We start from the raw sequence: 14690 nt of genomic DNA on the forward strand, positions 1-14690 counted from the left end.
GCTTGTCCGAGCCGGACGAATCGGCCCGGATCTCCACCTTGCAGTTCTTGTACTTGACATCCTCCCCCTCTTAAAGAGGGGGATTCCAACCCGGCTGGGTTGGGGTTCACGGACGCTCGACCGCTGTTCGGGCGGTGTCGCCCCTCCGGCACCGGCTGATCGCCGGGAGCGGGGAATCCCGCCCCGTCCTGCCGCAACGTGGAGGCAGGGAAGCAGGGCAGTTCAGGCGGCCTCACAGGTGGCTGTATTCGATCGGTGCTCGGTCCGAAGTGACCGCCTCTTTCCGGAGGCATATTCGGCGGGGTGCACTGCTCCCAGCCTTGCGCGGGCCATGCCATGCCCCTTATAACCGTCCGTACAGGCATCGGTGGGGATGGCCGGAAATAGCAGGTGCCTTCGGCCAGGGGGATCCTCGACTCCGCCGGGATCATCAGCAGCGTACGCAGACCCACGGAGACCCGAGGACATGACCGACAACGCCTTTCGCGATGCCATGACCCGCCTTGCCGTCGACCCGGCCTTCAGGGCCGAGCTCGACGGTGACACCGAGGAGGTGGCCCGAAGACTGGGCCTGACACCCGCGCAGGTCGGCGAACTCCGCGCCCTGCGCGTCGAGTCCGGCACCGCCGGAGGACCGGCCTCACTCGACCCGCGCCTGTCCAAGTCGTCCCTGTTCTTCGGGAGCGCGGCACACGCGTTGGCACACCACGACGTTCCGGATGTTCCCACCGACCATGTGTCGGGGGATCCTGCCTCCGTCGACCACACGCCCGACCTGTCCCTTTCCGTCGACGGCCACGAGGGCGCCGGCGGCTTCGACGTCTCTGCCACCGGCGCCCAGAGCCTGCTCGGCGGGGGGCTCGGCCAGGAGTCGCCGGTCGATGTGGGCGTCGGGTTCGGTGAGTTCGGTGACCGCGGAGGGTTCGAGAACGAGGCCGGGACGGACCTCGGCGGGCTCGGGGGGCATGTCGGTGGGGGTTCCGATGGCGGCATGGGTGACTTCGGCGGATTCGGTACTGGCGGTGCCGGTGGCGGGTTCGGTGACGGCGGTACCGGCGGATTCGGCGGCGGCGGGTTCGGGGGCGGTGGTGCCGACGGCGGATTCGGTGACGGCGGCTTCGGAGGCGGCGGTGCCGACGGCGGATTCGGTGACGGCGGCTTCGGAGGCGGCGGTGCCGACGGCGGATTCGGTGACGGCGGCTTCGGAGGCGGCGGTGCCGACGGCGGATTCGGTGACGGCGGCTTCGGAGGCGGCGGTGCCGACGGCGGATTCGGTGACGGCGGCTTCGGAGGCGGCGGCGGGTTCGGTGACTTCGGGGGTCACGGGGGTGGCTTCGGTGGTGAGGGTGGCAGCGACGCTGGCCACTTCGGGCACGGCGGCATCTACGACCGCGGAGACGGCGGAGACGGCGGCAGCGGCGGCGGAGACAGCGGCGAGGGCGGCGGCGGAGACAGCGGCGGCAGTGGCGGTGGCGACCAGGAGAACACCGGACGTCGGCCAGGCGGCGGCGAAGGCGGCGGCAGTGGCGGCGGCGAAGGCGGCGGCAGTGGCGGCGGCGAAGGCGGCGGCAGTGGCGGCGGCGAAGGCGGCGGCAGTGGCGGCGGCGAAGGCGGCGGCGGAACCGGTGACGGTGGCTCCGGTCACGGGGGTTCCGGTGGTGGCGGCGGGGGCGGCGAAGGCGGCGGCGAGGGCGGCAGCGGGGGTGGCGGTGGCGACCAGGAGAACACCGGTCGGCGGCCCGGTGGCGGTGGTGGAGAACCCGGTGGCGGTGACGGCAGTGGTGGCGGCAGTCAGGAGAACACCGGGCGCCGGCCCGGTGGCGGCGGGGAACCCGGCGGGGGCGGCGAAGGCGGCGGGGGCCGCGCGGGCATCCTCGGTGGTGCCGAGCGCGTACGCGGCGGTGTGAGCGCCCCCGGCCTCGACGGCATCTCCACCCGCCTCTCGCCCTCCGCGCCCGACACCGACGGCGGCTTCTCCGGCGGAACGTCGCTCAGCGGCTCCGCGGGCTGAGCCGGCGCATGCTCTGCCACGCCTGCCGCGTCCACGTGCGGCGCGACTTCCCGTACTGCCTGCACTGCGGCACCCTGCGCCGCGGCACGGCACCGACGTCGTACGCCGCGCCGCACCTGCGGGGTCTCGACGACCCCGCCCTGCTCGTCCCGCTCACCGGCCCGGTCACCACGCTGGGCCGGGGCGCGGACAGCGATGTCGTTCTGGCCGACGCCAGCGTGTCGCGCCGCCACGCCCGGATCGTCCGCGCTGAGTCGGGCTTCCGCATCGAGGACCTGGACTCGTTCAACGGCACGGCCGTCGCGGGCGTCGACCTGCACGGCGGTGCCGCCCACCTCGCCGACGGCACCGAGCTGTCCGTCGGCGACGTACGTCTGGTGTTCGAACAGCCCCGCGAGGCCCACATCGGCCAGCGCACCCAGGTCGTCGGCACCCAGTTCACCCAACTCCCCACCGCCGCGCAGGAGGAGGCGGCACCAGAGGCGAACGGCCCGCTCACCGCGCGCCCGCGCCGCCGCTCCGGCTGGGCGCTCAAGCAGCTGCCCGCCGACCGCGGCGAGGCCCGCTGGGTGCTGAACAACACCCGCACCGGCAGGTACTTGGAGCTGGACGAGCGCGAGGTCTTCCTCTGGAACGCCGTCGACGGCGAGAACACCGTACGGGACCTGCTGTTCGCCTACGCCGACCGCTACGGCGAACTCGCCCTCCCGCGCATCGAGGCGGCGCTCGCCGCGTTCGCGGACGCGGGACTGCTGCGCGGCCTGCCCGGCCGTCCCGAGGAAACGGAGCGGACGGGCTGGCGGCGCGCGGGACACGCCGTGTACCGGGCGCTGCTGAAGCTGGAGATCTCCGTCCCCGGCCTCGACCGGGCCGTCACCCGCCTCTACCAGGCCTTCGGCTGGCGGCTGTTCACCCGGACCGGCGTGACGCTGGTCTGGCTGTCGGTGGCCGGCGGGCCGGTCGCCTTCTTCGCCGCGCAGGGCCGACAGCATCTGCTGGACTTCGGCGGGGCGGGTGTGTGGGGCCCGGTGCTCCTGGCCGCCGGCTACGTGTCCGCCCTGGTCGTCCACGAGCTGACACACGCGCTGGCCGTGGCGTCGTACGGCCGCAAGGTCCGGCGCGGCGGGTTCCTGCTCATGATGGGCATGCCGTTCGCGTTCGTGGACACCAGCGACATGTGGTTCGGCACCCGCTGGTCGCGCGTGGTCGTCGCGCTGTCCGGGCCGCTGTCGACGGCGGCGCTGGCGGGCTGGTGTGCGGCCGGCGCGGCCTTCCTGCCCGCAGGAGCGGCCTCGGCCGTCCTGTTCCAACTCGCCTTCGGGCTCTACCTGAACACGCTCTACAACTTCAACCCCCTGATGCCGCTGGACGGTTACCAGGCCCTGACCGACGCGCTGCGGGTGCCGCGGCTGCGTGAGGAGGCGAGCGCGTACTTCCGCACGGGCCTGTGGCAGGACCTGCGCGCGGGCAGCCGGCCCGGCCCGCGGCAGGCGGGTATGGCCGCGTACGGCCTCGCGGTCGTCGTCGGCACGTACGGCTTCCTCGTCCTGGCCCTGCTGGCCTGGCGCTCCCGGATCGGCGGCCTGCTGGAGGGGTGGCTGTCCCCGGCGTGGACCACGGTCGTCGAGGTCGTCGTGGTCGCTTTGGTGGCCTTCCCGGTGTGGTCCGCGCCGGTGCGGTGGCTGGCCCGCCGGGTGCGGCGCCGGCGTGACGCACGGGGTGCGGCACCGGCCCCGGCGATGGGCGCGGCCATGGAGGGAACGGCGTGAGCGAGGACACCGGCGGACCCGGCCCGTGGGCCGTGTCCGGTTACGAAGAGGTGCGTACGCTCGGCGAGGGGGCCGGCGGGCGGGTCGTCCTGGCCCGGCACACCGCGACCGGGGTGCCGGTGGCGGTCAAGTACCTCGGTGAACGCCTGCGCGGCGACCGGGAGTTCCTCGCCCGCTTTCGCGCGGAGGCCCGGCTGCTGGGCGAGCTGCGGCACCCGTGCGTGGTGCGGCTGTACGAGTACGTCGAGGCGCGCGGCGGTGCCGCGATCGTGATGGAGGTGGTGGACGGCGTCAGCCTGCGCCAACTGCTGCGCCGGCACGGGGCGACCGGCCCCGAGGCCGCCCTGGTCCTGCTCAAGGGCTCGCTGCTGGGCCTCGGCGCGGCCCACGCTGCCGGGGTGGTCCACCGCGACTACAAGCCGGAGAACGTGCTGGTCCGCGCCGACGGCACGAGTGCGCTCGCCGACTTCGGGATCGCCGTACGCACGGGACGCGCGACCGAGGCCGTCGGCACGCCCGCCTACATGGCGCCCGAGCAGTGGCAGGGCGAACCGGCGGGACCGGCCGGCGATGTGTACGCCGCGGCGGCGGTGTTCCACGAGTGCCTGACCGGGCGCCGCCCGTTCACCGGCGACGACGTGGCCGCGCTGCGTCTGCAGCACCTGCGGGCCCCCGTCCCGCTGGAGGACGTACCCGCTCCCGTACGCGGTCTGCTGCGCCGGGGGCTGTCCAAGGAGCCGGCCCAGCGTCCGGGCATCGAGGCCTTTCTGGCCGATCTGGAGCGGTCCGCCGTCGAGGGGTACGGCGCCGGCTGGGAGGAGCGCGGGCGCCGCCGGCTCGCCGAACTCACCGCGCTGCTGGCCCTGTTGTTCCCGTTCACCGCGACGGCGAGCCTCGAAGCTCCGGCTCAGGCCCTGACGCTGCTCGGCCGGGTGAAGCGGAGCGGATGGAAGGCCGCCGTCGGGGCGGCCGCGCTGGCGTTCGTGGCGGGCGGGGTGACGTCCGTGGCGGCCCGTCCGCACGACACGTCGACGACGGTGGCCAGTTCGGTTCCCTCGGGCGTCAACTCGCCCACTCTGAAAGCCTCTTCACCGTCCGTGTCCGCGACCGGCGCCTCCCCCACGGCCGACACCACCCCGACCACCACCCCCTCGGGCAGCCCGGCGCTCTCCCCCGCCCCCACGGTGAGCGCCGCCCCGCCGGCGAAGTCCCCCACGCCGACGGCCGCGAGCCCGGCCGCTCCCGCACCTGGCACGGTCACGATCAGCATCGGCTCCTGGCAGCGGGGGCAGACCCCCGGCACGCTGGTCGCCGCCGTCACCGTCGACACGATGGGCACCGGGCCCGTGAGCGTCACGGCCGACTACTACGTGGACACGCCCGCCGATCCCTACGGCCATCAGACCCAGGAGCTGTCCGGCAGCACGCACTACCCCGTGACCTTCGTGGCCGACTTCGCCAACCACCCGTGCCGGGGCACCTGGACGGTCACGCTCACCAGCACTCCGGCGGCCGCGAACGGACCGCAGACGGCCACCCTGGACGCGCCGCCGTGCTGAGCGCCGTACCGGGCGAGAACGAGAACGGATCGAGATGACGACAGCCACCACCGTCGCCGGGCGGACCCTGTCGGGCTGGTCGCGCGACGCCCGCCACGGCACCTGGCACGCGCTGCTCCCGGTCGAGTCCGGTGGGCCGGTGCTCGGCGCGCTGCGTATCGACCGTGCCCTGCTCGCGCCGCAGGGCACGCGCGAGCGGCTCGCGGCGGCCGTACTCGCTGTGGGCAGGCTCCGGTTGCCCGGGGTGCTCGGCACGGTCGACCTCGTCGCGGAGTCCGGGGAGGTGTGGCTGATCACCGCCCGGCCACCGGCTCCCACCCTTGCGGACCTGCTGACCGGCGGGGCGGGCCCCGACGCGGGCAGCGCGGCCAGTGTCCTGAACGAGACCGCGCAGACTCTGCTCGCCCTGCATGCGGCCGGTCTCGTCCACGGGACGCTGGACGCGGACACCGTCGTCCTTGCCCCGGACGGCGTCGCCCTGCTCGCCGAGGCCGCGCTGGGCACCGTGCTGGGCGACACGCTGGGCGGCGTGGCGGATTCCGCGCGCCGTGCGGCGGACGTCGCGGCCTGGGCAGGTCTGGCCCGCACCCTCGGCGAGGCGTGGGTGGCTCCCGGCACCCCCGCGGCCGCTGTGTTCGCGCGCTGTTGCGCCGCCGCCGGTTCCGAGGGGCTTGCGGCGGCCCGGGCGGCACTGGTCGCCGGGCGCGCGGCGCTTCCGGAGGGTTTTCTGCGGCGTACGGAGCTGCGTGCGGCGGTGGCCGCGGCGGCTTCGGGGGGCACCGCGGCAGCGACGGCGGCGGATGGGACGGGGGTGGGCGTCCAGCGCGTGCGCCCCTGGGAGGGGGGAAGCGAAGTCCCCGGTTCCGACGTCGCCGGTTCCCGAGCCGCCGGTTCCGACGTTGTCGGCCTTGAAGCCGCGGGGTCCGAGGGCGCGGAGTCCAAGAGCGCAAGGTCCGGAGGTGCGGATGCCCGGGACGCAGGTGCCGGAAGCACGAGTGCCGAAGATATGGGCCCCGGGGCCCAGAGCATGGTCCTGGAAGGGGACAGGTCCAGGCACACCGTGCCGGACGAGCGGCTCACTCTGCCCGGCCGCACCCGCTCGGCCCCGCATCAGCCCCGCTCCACCGCCGCCTCTGACGACCAGGCCACCCTCCTCGGCAAACGCAACCGCACCCCCGCCGGAACCCCCACAGCGACACCCGCCGGGCCCCTGGCAGCAGCACCCGCCGAGGCAACGACGCCACCCCCGACCGGCGAAGGCGAAGACGACGGCGAGATCCTCCTGCGCTTCGGCCCCGGCATCCCCCTGGAGGACCAGGACGTCCTGCGCGCCCAGTGGCGTACCGCGCCCGTACCGCCTGACCGTCGCCCCCGCCGTCGCAGACGGCGGGCCTGGATCGCCACGACGGCCTTCCTGACCGCCGCGGCCGTCCTCCTGTGGCTGCTGCTGCGCCCCTCCCCCGCTCCGACGGTCACCGCCGTCGAAGTCCGGGCGCCCGTCGGGCGGTTGCACTGCGGACAGACCGCCGATCTGGTCGGCGTCGTGACCACAAACGGCCGTGGCGGCCCGGTGACCTACCACTGGCTGCGCAGCGACGGCCACGACTCCGGCGAGCTGGTCCGCACGGCCCGCCGGGGCGAGCGCAGAGTCACCGTGCACCTGCGCTGGACGGTCCGCGGCCCCGGCAGCTTCCGAGGAACGGCCCGCCTGCGGATCGTGCACCAGCCCGGGCCGGCCGAGGCGGAGGCGACGTTCAGCTACGCCTGCTCCTGACGGTCCGGAAGCCTCTCCCCCACCCCGAGGCGCCCGTGGTCCGGCCGGGGTCAGGGCTCCTTCGGTTCCGGAGAAGGCGTTGTGCACGCCTAGCGGGCCGAGAGGAAATACTCCGGCTCTGCCGGCTCCGGGACGGTCGGCCGACCTCTGACGACGATGCGGCTCCGCGGGACCAACCGGTACGGGAGCCGGAAGCCGAGGTGTCCCAGGAGCACCGGCACGAGCCGCGAGACGTCCATGGACCGGAAGACGACCCCGCGGCGGCCGTGCGTGTCGACCGAGCAGAGGCACACGTTGGTGATCATCCCACCGGACCCCGGCACCCGCGCCCGCCGGACTGCGGGCATGGACACCAGGGCACACCGGGGCACCGGGGTGCCCTGGGTCATGTGCGCCGGCATCTGGCCGGTTGCAGACGCTGCGGCTCGCGCCGCATTCCGCTCAGCTCGTGAAGGTGAAGTACTTCCACGCGCCGTACGTCGTCGAGTTCACGGTGTCGCCCGACGAGGAGTTGACGTACGAGGAGCGGACGCGCGTGCGCCAGCCCGTGTCGTGCGCGCCGGTCAGCTCCACCTTGGACACGCCCGCGGAGCTCAGCGTGAAGTACTTCGAACCGTTGTCGTACCAGGTGCCGTTGTAGTAGATCTGGAACTGGAGGCGCTGCTTGCGGCCCGGGTAGGCCGTCATCGTGTTGGTGAACAGCGGGTTCTTGGTCTTCTTGAAGTAGTAGTAGGTGTGGCCCCACGTGTATGACGTCTTGTAGTGGCCGCTCACCGACGTCGACACCTTGACCTGGGCACCGACCGTGCTGGTCACCGTCTTGGGCGCGTAGCGGGCGTCGCCCAGGAACTTCGCCGTGACCTTGGTGTCCCGCTTCAGGTCCAGCACGGCGGACAGGTTCCCGCTGGAGTTGACCGTGCCGGACTTCACCAGCGTGTTCGGCTTGTCCGAGCCGAACGGGTCGGCCCAGATCTCCACCTTGCGGTTCTTGTACGTGGTGCCGAGGTGCGCGGTGAACGTCGCGTCGGCGCCGTACGCGTAGACCTTGCCGTTGTTGTTCAGCGTCAGGGCCGTCGTGGCGCGCGAGACCTCGACGGTGTCGGAGGTGTGGCCGGAAGTGTGGCCGGTGTCGCCCGCGTACTTCAGCGTGTACGTGACCTTGCCGCCCGCGGGCGGGGTGTCCGCGAAGGAGTAGGTGCCGTCCGCCTTGACGGTCACCGGGGTCAGCGCCTTGCCGCTCGGCGACTCCAGGTCGGTGCGGGTCGCCGTCAGCTTGATGCCGGCGGGCAGCGCGACCTTGGAGGAGACCTTGCCCTTGACGGTGAGCTGCTTGGCGCGGGTCGCGGTGGCCGGGGCGTCCACGGTGATCGAGGTGGTCGGCGTGGTGGGCGCCTCCAGGACCCGCAGGGAGTACACCCCGGAGTCGTTGGAGGTCACCGCGAACAGCCGGGAGCCGTCCGGCGCCCAGGCCAGGCCCGCGGCGGCGAGTTCGTCGGCGCCGGTGACGCTGGGGTCGGTGTCCGGGAAGTCGTACTCCCGGACGGATGCGGTGCCGCCCGGCCGGTAAACGTACACGTCGGGCTCGTGCGCCCCGGAGATGCCTGCCGCGACCGCGCCGTCCGGGGCGATGGCGACCGCGTTGGGGTAGGCGTCGCTGGCGTAGGAGCCGTCCGCGGTGAGGTCGGACGTCCGGAACACCTGGTGGCGGTAGGGCGCGCCGCTGGCCACGACGACGTCCTGGCCGTCCGGGGTGACCTGGAGGTCCCCGAGGCTGCTGCCGGTGCCGCTGGTGTACGCGGTGCGGGTGAGCGTGCCCGAGGAGACGTCATAGGACGCCAGGCTCACCGGGCTCTGCCCGATCGCGCCCGCGATCAGGGTGCTGGAGCCGGGTGCGGCGTCCAGCATCGGGGCGAAGTACCAGAGGACGCCCTCCTGGGCGAGGGTGACCACGGGCTGCTCGCCGGAGAAGTCGACCGAGCCGATGTTGCCCTCGCCGGACGCGCCGTAGCCGAACCACAGTTTGCCGCCCGCCAGGGCGACGCTCAGCGGGCTGTCGCCCACCGTGTAGCGGGCGGTCTCGGTGCCGGTCGCGGTGTCGAACGCGACGATCGCGCCGGCGTCCCGCACGGCCGCATACAGCGTGCCGGAGTCGGCGGACAGTTCCAGGCCCACGACGCCCGGCAGGTTCGTCAGCTGACGGACCACCGTCCCCGCGTAGTCGGTGACGACGATCTTGCCGTTGCTCGGGTCGCTGACGAAGACCCGCTGGTGGACGCCGTCCACCACGATGTCGACGGGCTGCTTCACCGGCAGGCTCGCGGTGGTGTCCGCGGTCGCGGGCGTGGCGGTGAGGACCGCCGAACTGAAAAGGACCGCCAGTGTGGTGGCGGCCGTGAGGGTGCGCATACGCACGGCTGGTTCGAACTCCCCGGAACGAATGAGAATGCCGACGCGCCCGGAGATGTGCGGGAACTGTGGGGCGTGTGTGGCCAGTGAGCGAAGGGTAGATCATGGCACCGGCGAAGCCGGCAGGGCCCCGTCCGTCCGGTCCACGCATGCGCGATCAAGCCTTCTGCCTGCGGATTCGTCGAAGCGGGGGTTTGATCGTTGTTAGTCTCCGGCAGATCGTCGCATCGATATGTCGATGCGTCTTGAGCTGGGGGCAAGGTGCGGAAGAAGTACAGGGTGGGGCCGGCCGCCGCTGCGGTGATTCTCGTGGCGGTGCCCGGCGGGCTGGTGGTGAAGCACCAAGCCGCGGCCGCCGAGCGGAAGTCTCTCGAGCAGGCCGCCGAGGAGGTCTTCCAGCGGAGCGCGGATGCGCCCGATGCCTTCTGGCGGAAGTACGCCCCGCCCCGGGGCAAGGTCTGGAACCAGGCCGACGCCCGAGCCCAGGTGACCGAGGTGGAGAGGAAGGGCGCGCAATTCACGGTGGACGTCACTGAGACCACCACTCCGTATCTGTCCGACACGCATGGCGGTGGGCTGGAGGCGACTCCGCCTTATATGGGTGACCACCGGTTCGTCTTCGAGCGGGAGGGTGGCGACTGGCGTCTCGTCAAGGACCTGACGGAACAGCTGTCGAAGTAGCGGCACCTGCCTGCGTGTCCGTCTGGATGTTCGGCTGTTGCAGGCGGTCCGGGACCAAGCCGGTCCGCGGAGCGCGCTGGGCTTCGGCGGGGGTCTGGCGTCCATGGGTGAGGATGACGTAGTGCCAGGTGTCCCTCGGCCGCGGACCTGCCGGCCGCCGAGCGCTAAGGAACGCGCCCGCATCCGCTGGGCGGTCGGCTACTCGCCGGTGGCGCCGTCGATGCCCTCACGGAGGAGATCCGCATGGCCGACGTGGCGGGCGTACTCCTCGATCACGTGCTCAAGGACGAACCGCACATCGGTGTCTCCGAATTCAGGGTTCGGCACGATGCGCGCGATGTCGGCGGTCACCTTCGCGAATATCTGCCGCGACTCCTCGCACGCCTTGAGGTAGTCCTCGTAGACGTCCCTGGCCGGCGTAGCGTCCGACTCGTCGTACCACTCGCCGCCATCAGCGGTGACGTAGGTCCGATAGGGAAAGAAGCGCGGCGACGTGCCGGCCAACGTCCGCTGGAACCAGGCACGCTCAACCCCCTGCAGATGGCGCATGAGCCCCAGCAGGCTCAACGCCGACGACCGCACAGGACGCAGCCGCAGCTGTTCATCCGAGAGGCCCTCGCACTTCCACAGGAAGGTCGCCCGGTGGTAATCGAGATTCGAGGCGATCACCTCCAGCCACGAGCCCGATACTGCGCGCTCAGGCCGGACGATCTTCTGGACCACGATGTCGCTCACGCTGGAGCCTCCTCACCGGTCATCGAACTTGGCCGCCGCCCAAGAAGACCTCTCTTCGTGTCGCAACTTATCGCTCGATGCCGCCTCGGGAGTGGCCCTCCAGGCTGCGAGTCACCGGGTGGCCTGGACGCAACCCGGCGAAGCTGTGCGGTCGCAGCACCGGACGCGCACAAGCCGGCACCACGAACGCGGTCCTGCCCAGGGACCGCTCGGCGAGAGACACGCCTCAACGCGGTCCCCCGGACGAAATGAACTGTGCGCATGTCGCACAGATGATCTAAGGTCGCGCTGATCTTCGGGGAGGGGATGGCGCATGGTGCGTGGGGGGCGGTGGGCTGTGCTGTGCGCGGCCACAGTGCTGACACTGACAGGGTGCGGGCACCGATGGGCCGAAGACAAACCCGCGTTCGAGAGCGCGGAGAAGCTGCCGGAGAAGCTCGCAAAGGACGGCACCACCATCCTGGTGGGCGATCCGGACGCGAAGGTGACCGTGCACCTGTACGAGGATCCGCGCTGCCCGGTCTGTGAGGAGTTCGAAACCACCGGCGGTTCCCCGCAGCTGCGGGAAGCGACGCTCGACCGCCGGACAGTCACCGAGTACACCCTGGCCTCCTTCCTGGACGACCGGCTCGGCGGCAGCGGCTCGAAGAAGGCGGTCAACGCACTGCGGGCCGCACTGGAGGAGGGCAAATTCGCGGAGTACCACGAAGTGCTCTACGCCAACCAGCCCGAGGAGAGCGTCGACGGGTACACCGATGCCCGTCTACTGGAACTGGCCGGTCAGGTAGAGGGGTTGCGCGGCCCGGAGTTCAACGCGGCCGTCAAGAGCATGAAATACCGCTCCTTCGTCACCGCCTCCGAGAAGGCGTACGAGCGGGCCGGGGGTGCAAAGGATCCCGACGGGCCGGGGACGCCCACCGCCGTGATCAACGACAGGCGGATCCCGACGGAGTACAACGGCCTGCTCTTCGACGGCGATACCTTCGCCGAGTTGCTGCAGGAGATCCACGCCAGGCCCTGGGAGTGGGAACAGACCGCCTTGTAATCCACGTCACCGCCGAGGTGCGGCTGAGAGACGGCGTGCTCCCCACCGGCAAGAGGCCGCTCCGGGGCAACTGCCGGGCCGTGGAAGCGAGTCTGATCCCTCGCCTTCCCGACAGGCGTCCTCGCGGAATTGCGCCTGACCCCGTTTTCCCGAGCGAAGCCAGGCAAGACTGCACGAGCATCCCGGCAAACCGGCCGGCGGCCTGCTCGCCCCTCGCGAACCCCGGCAAGCCGGGGGCGAACTCGGGGGCCGGCAGGGCCCGCAAGTTCGCCCCCTGTTGATCAGCTGTCGGCCCCCGCGGACTCCTCGCCGTGCCGGTCGACGACGGCGCGCCGCAGCACGGCTGTGCTGCCCATCAGCGTGTCGGTCGTGATGCCCTTCTGCTGGTCGTGGGTGATGAAGCCGCGCGCGCCGAGGAACGCGAGACTGCGCTTGTCGAAGATCCATTCGTCACGCGTGGCGGAGGAGGCGTCCTCGCGTGTGATGGCGATCCCGTGCCGCCCGGCCACGTCGACGGCGTCCGGGATCTGCTCGACGCCCGGTATCCTCGCGGCCGCCTTGTACAGCGCGGCGGTGTTCCGCGGTGGCATGAGCGTCTGGCTCAGCAGGTCGCCGATCAGGGAGAAGACGGCCTGTTCCCTGGACTCTCCGTCGGACACGCGGACGTCGCGGCGCAGCCGGGTGAGCAGGGCGTCGGGGTCTGTCGGCAGCGAGGACAGCCAGGTGTAGGTGGGGTGGTCGATGCCTGCCGGGACAGCGTCGGTGGACTCGATGGGGATCGTCTCGTCGGGCATCACGGCGTCCTTGCCGGACTCGCGTATCCAGCCGGTGGTCTTGAGGGGCCGGGGGTCCTGCGAGGTCCATGTCTCCACCGTGTGCGGGGCGCCGAGTTCCACGGGCCCTTCGAACGTTCCCTTGTTCGACACGGTCAGGCTCCTGACGTACACGAACTGGTCGTCCCTGACCCGCGTGGCGTCACTGGCCATGGCGGCGACGGCGATCCGGTTCAGGGTGAGCGAGGCGCTCTGGGCGCGGGCGCTGCCGGTGGCTGCCCGGTCCGTCGGCGCGGGGACGGGGCCGCCTGTGCCGCTGAGGGTGAGGACCAGCGCTCCGGCCAGCACCGCCGAGGCGAGGGGCACCAGGATGGCCGGACGCGTCAGCCGGCGGCGCGGGGACGGGACCGCGGCGGGAACGGGAGCGGCGGCGGGAGTGTGGCCGAGGTCTTGGTCGATCTGCTGCATCAGGACGTCCTTGTAGTGGAGGTGCCGCTCCGGCGGGAGGTCCCATTCGGCTGGCGCGGACAGCAACTCCAGCGCGTCCTCGGTCCGTCGACCGTCGGCGTTCATCGGGTCTCCTCCTGCAGGAACAGGGCCGCGAACGCGGCCTCACTCTCCATCTCTCCACGGGGGCCGGGGGGTTCCGTCCTCGCGCTGTCCTGCCCGGAACTGAGCCGGGCGAGCCGGGCCCGGGCTCGCGAGAGCCTCGACCGTACGGTGCCGACGGGGACACCGAGCGTCTGCGCGGCCTGCCGGTAGTCGAGCCCGGCCGACACGCACAGCGCGAACACCTCACGCTCCTGGCGGCGCAGCCGGCCCAGCGCCTGGTGGACCAGCGCGAGCCGGCGGGCGTCGTCGATCCTCCCCGCCGTCTCCTCCGCGAAGTCCTCCACGGGACGCGGCTGCGGGCTGCGCGCGAGGAAGGCGAGCCGCCGGCGCAGGCTCCGGTTGGCGTTGCGCGCCTTGTGGGTGGCGATACCGAGCAGCCAGGGCCCCAGCGATTCGCCCTCCGGCTCGACCCGCTCCCGGCCGCGCCAGGCGGCAAGGAACGTCTCGGACATGACCTCCTCGGCCTGTGACCAGTTGCCGGTCAGCCGCAGGGCTTGGTTGTAGACCGCCCGCGCGTACTGGTCGTAGAGCTCGGCGAACGCCGCCCGGTCCCCCGCCCGTATGCGTGTGCGCATGGACTCCGCTGGTTCTTTTTGACTCACACTCGGTACTCTCCGTGGCTCGCCCGAAGTTCCTGTGGCGCGCGTCACGCCCCAGAGGTGACGGACGTTCGCGACGAACAGGGCCGTCGGCGTTCAGCTGTCTCTATCTGCCACCTCGTCTCCTTGCAGGGTGCCCCGGTCTTCGGGCCGGGGGTGAATGCGAGCCCCTGCGGAGCAGGGCATGGGCAGAGGAATCGCCGTCAGGGCGATTCGTCGTCGCTTTGACGGTGTCGAGGGCGATCTCGAGCGGGTGCAGGATCTCGGCGTCGAGGGGCGGCCGGTCGGCGACCGGTTGAGCTGAGCGGTGGGCCGGGTGTGGGGTTCTTCGGGAATGCGGAGCGTGAATGTGAGCATTCCGCTGTTATGGCGTTATTGCGCCGTTACAGTGACGGCGTGGCGAAGTTCCGTATGTACCCCACGTGCGCGCAGGAGCGGCAGATGTTGCTGCACTGTGCGCATGCCCGGTACGTGTGGAACCTGGCGGTCGAGCAGCATGCGCATTGGCGCAGGTGGCGTAGGTCGGCGCCCGGTTTTGCCGAGCAGTGCCGTCAGCTCACCGAGGCCCGGCGCGACAACGAGTGGCTCGGCAGTGGGAACGCGGACGTTCAGCAACAGGCGCTGAACTTGTTCTTTATCTAGCGGTGTCGAAATGCGCCTCGAACTAGGCTGTTCACCTGGGCATTTGCCAGACATGACAACAGCCTTCGCTTGATCCTGTGCTCC

The 14690-nt window shown here is 71.8% G+C and carries 13 protein-coding genes; 7 read left to right on the forward strand and 6 right to left on the reverse strand.

Translation table 11 applies throughout. The features are described 5' to 3' along the window. Positions 1 to 640: 640 nt before the first annotated feature. Positions 641 to 1645, reverse strand: a complete 1005-nt coding sequence (locus tag OG780_RS00435; RefSeq protein ID WP_328443475.1) for a hypothetical protein — start codon at positions 1643 to 1645, stop codon at positions 641 to 643. Between OG780_RS00435 and OG780_RS00440 the strand changes: the two genes are divergently transcribed. The 4 genes from OG780_RS00440 (at position 1632) to OG780_RS00455 (ending at position 7113) form a co-directional block, all read left to right on the forward strand. After that, complete coding sequence (locus tag OG780_RS00440; RefSeq protein WP_328443477.1) at positions 1632 to 1907, forward strand: hypothetical protein; 276 nt, start codon at positions 1632 to 1634, stop codon at positions 1905 to 1907. The two genes, OG780_RS00435 and OG780_RS00440, sit on opposite strands and share 14 nt — an antisense overlap. 112 nt (positions 1908 to 2019) lie before the next feature. Then, on the forward strand, positions 2020 to 3780 hold the full coding sequence (locus OG780_RS00445; RefSeq protein WP_328443479.1) for a PqqD family peptide modification chaperone: 1761 nt from the start codon (positions 2020 to 2022) through the stop codon (positions 3778 to 3780). Beyond that, complete coding sequence (locus OG780_RS00450; RefSeq protein WP_328443482.1) at positions 3777 to 5339, forward strand: serine/threonine-protein kinase; 1563 nt, start codon at positions 3777 to 3779, stop codon at positions 5337 to 5339. The genes OG780_RS00445 and OG780_RS00450 overlap by 4 nt, the downstream gene beginning before the upstream one ends. A gap of 34 nt (positions 5340 to 5373) precedes the next feature. Further along, complete coding sequence (locus tag OG780_RS00455) at positions 5374 to 7113, forward strand: hypothetical protein (RefSeq protein WP_328443484.1); 1740 nt, start codon at positions 5374 to 5376, stop codon at positions 7111 to 7113. A gap of 89 nt (positions 7114 to 7202) precedes the next feature. On the opposite strand, the gene OG780_RS44465 is transcribed toward OG780_RS00455, so the two are convergent. Together OG780_RS44465 and OG780_RS00465 are read right to left on the reverse strand one after the other, a co-directional pair. Then, positions 7203 to 7418, reverse strand: coding sequence for a DUF2071 domain-containing protein (locus OG780_RS44465; protein ID WP_443062085.1), 216 nt, complete (start codon positions 7416 to 7418; stop codon positions 7203 to 7205). A gap of 136 nt (positions 7419 to 7554) precedes the next feature. Continuing rightward, positions 7555 to 9525: an Ig-like domain repeat protein gene (locus OG780_RS00465; protein ID WP_328443486.1), complete on the reverse strand. Its 1971-nt coding sequence runs from the start codon at positions 9523 to 9525 to the stop codon at positions 7555 to 7557. A 273-nt stretch (positions 9526 to 9798) separates the two neighbouring features. On the opposite strand from OG780_RS00465, the gene OG780_RS00470 reads away from it, so the two are divergent. Then, entirely contained in the window at positions 9799 to 10200 is a 402-nt protein-coding gene (locus OG780_RS00470) for a hypothetical protein (RefSeq protein WP_328443488.1), read from the forward strand. A gap of 198 nt (positions 10201 to 10398) precedes the next feature. Here the strand turns inward: OG780_RS00470 and OG780_RS00475 are convergent, their stop codons facing one another. Next, positions 10399 to 10911, reverse strand: a complete 513-nt coding sequence (locus tag OG780_RS00475; RefSeq protein ID WP_443062287.1) for a DinB family protein — start codon at positions 10909 to 10911, stop codon at positions 10399 to 10401. A gap of 337 nt (positions 10912 to 11248) precedes the next feature. On the opposite strand from OG780_RS00475, the gene OG780_RS00480 reads away from it, so the two are divergent. Then, complete coding sequence (locus OG780_RS00480) at positions 11249 to 11980, forward strand: DsbA family protein (protein WP_328443492.1); 732 nt, start codon at positions 11249 to 11251, stop codon at positions 11978 to 11980. 281 nt (positions 11981 to 12261) lie between these two features. Here the strand turns inward: OG780_RS00480 and OG780_RS00485 are convergent, their stop codons facing one another. After that, complete coding sequence (locus tag OG780_RS00485; protein WP_328443494.1) at positions 12262 to 13326, reverse strand: CU044_5270 family protein; 1065 nt, start codon at positions 13324 to 13326, stop codon at positions 12262 to 12264. Continuing rightward, complete coding sequence (locus OG780_RS00490; RefSeq protein ID WP_328443496.1) at positions 13323 to 13940, reverse strand: RNA polymerase sigma factor; 618 nt, start codon at positions 13938 to 13940, stop codon at positions 13323 to 13325. Before OG780_RS00490 ends, OG780_RS00485 begins: the two co-directional genes overlap by 4 nt. Before the next feature lie 420 nt (positions 13941 to 14360). On the opposite strand from OG780_RS00490, the gene OG780_RS00495 reads away from it, so the two are divergent. After that, on the forward strand, positions 14361 to 14606 hold the full coding sequence (locus OG780_RS00495) for a helix-turn-helix domain-containing protein (RefSeq protein ID WP_328443498.1): 246 nt from the start codon (positions 14361 to 14363) through the stop codon (positions 14604 to 14606). The last annotated feature ends 84 nt before the right edge of the window (positions 14607 to 14690 follow it).

The sequence above is a fragment of the Streptomyces sp. NBC_00386 genome (genome assembly GCF_036063235.1).
Lineage (GTDB): Bacteria > Actinomycetota > Actinomycetes > Streptomycetales > Streptomycetaceae > Streptomyces.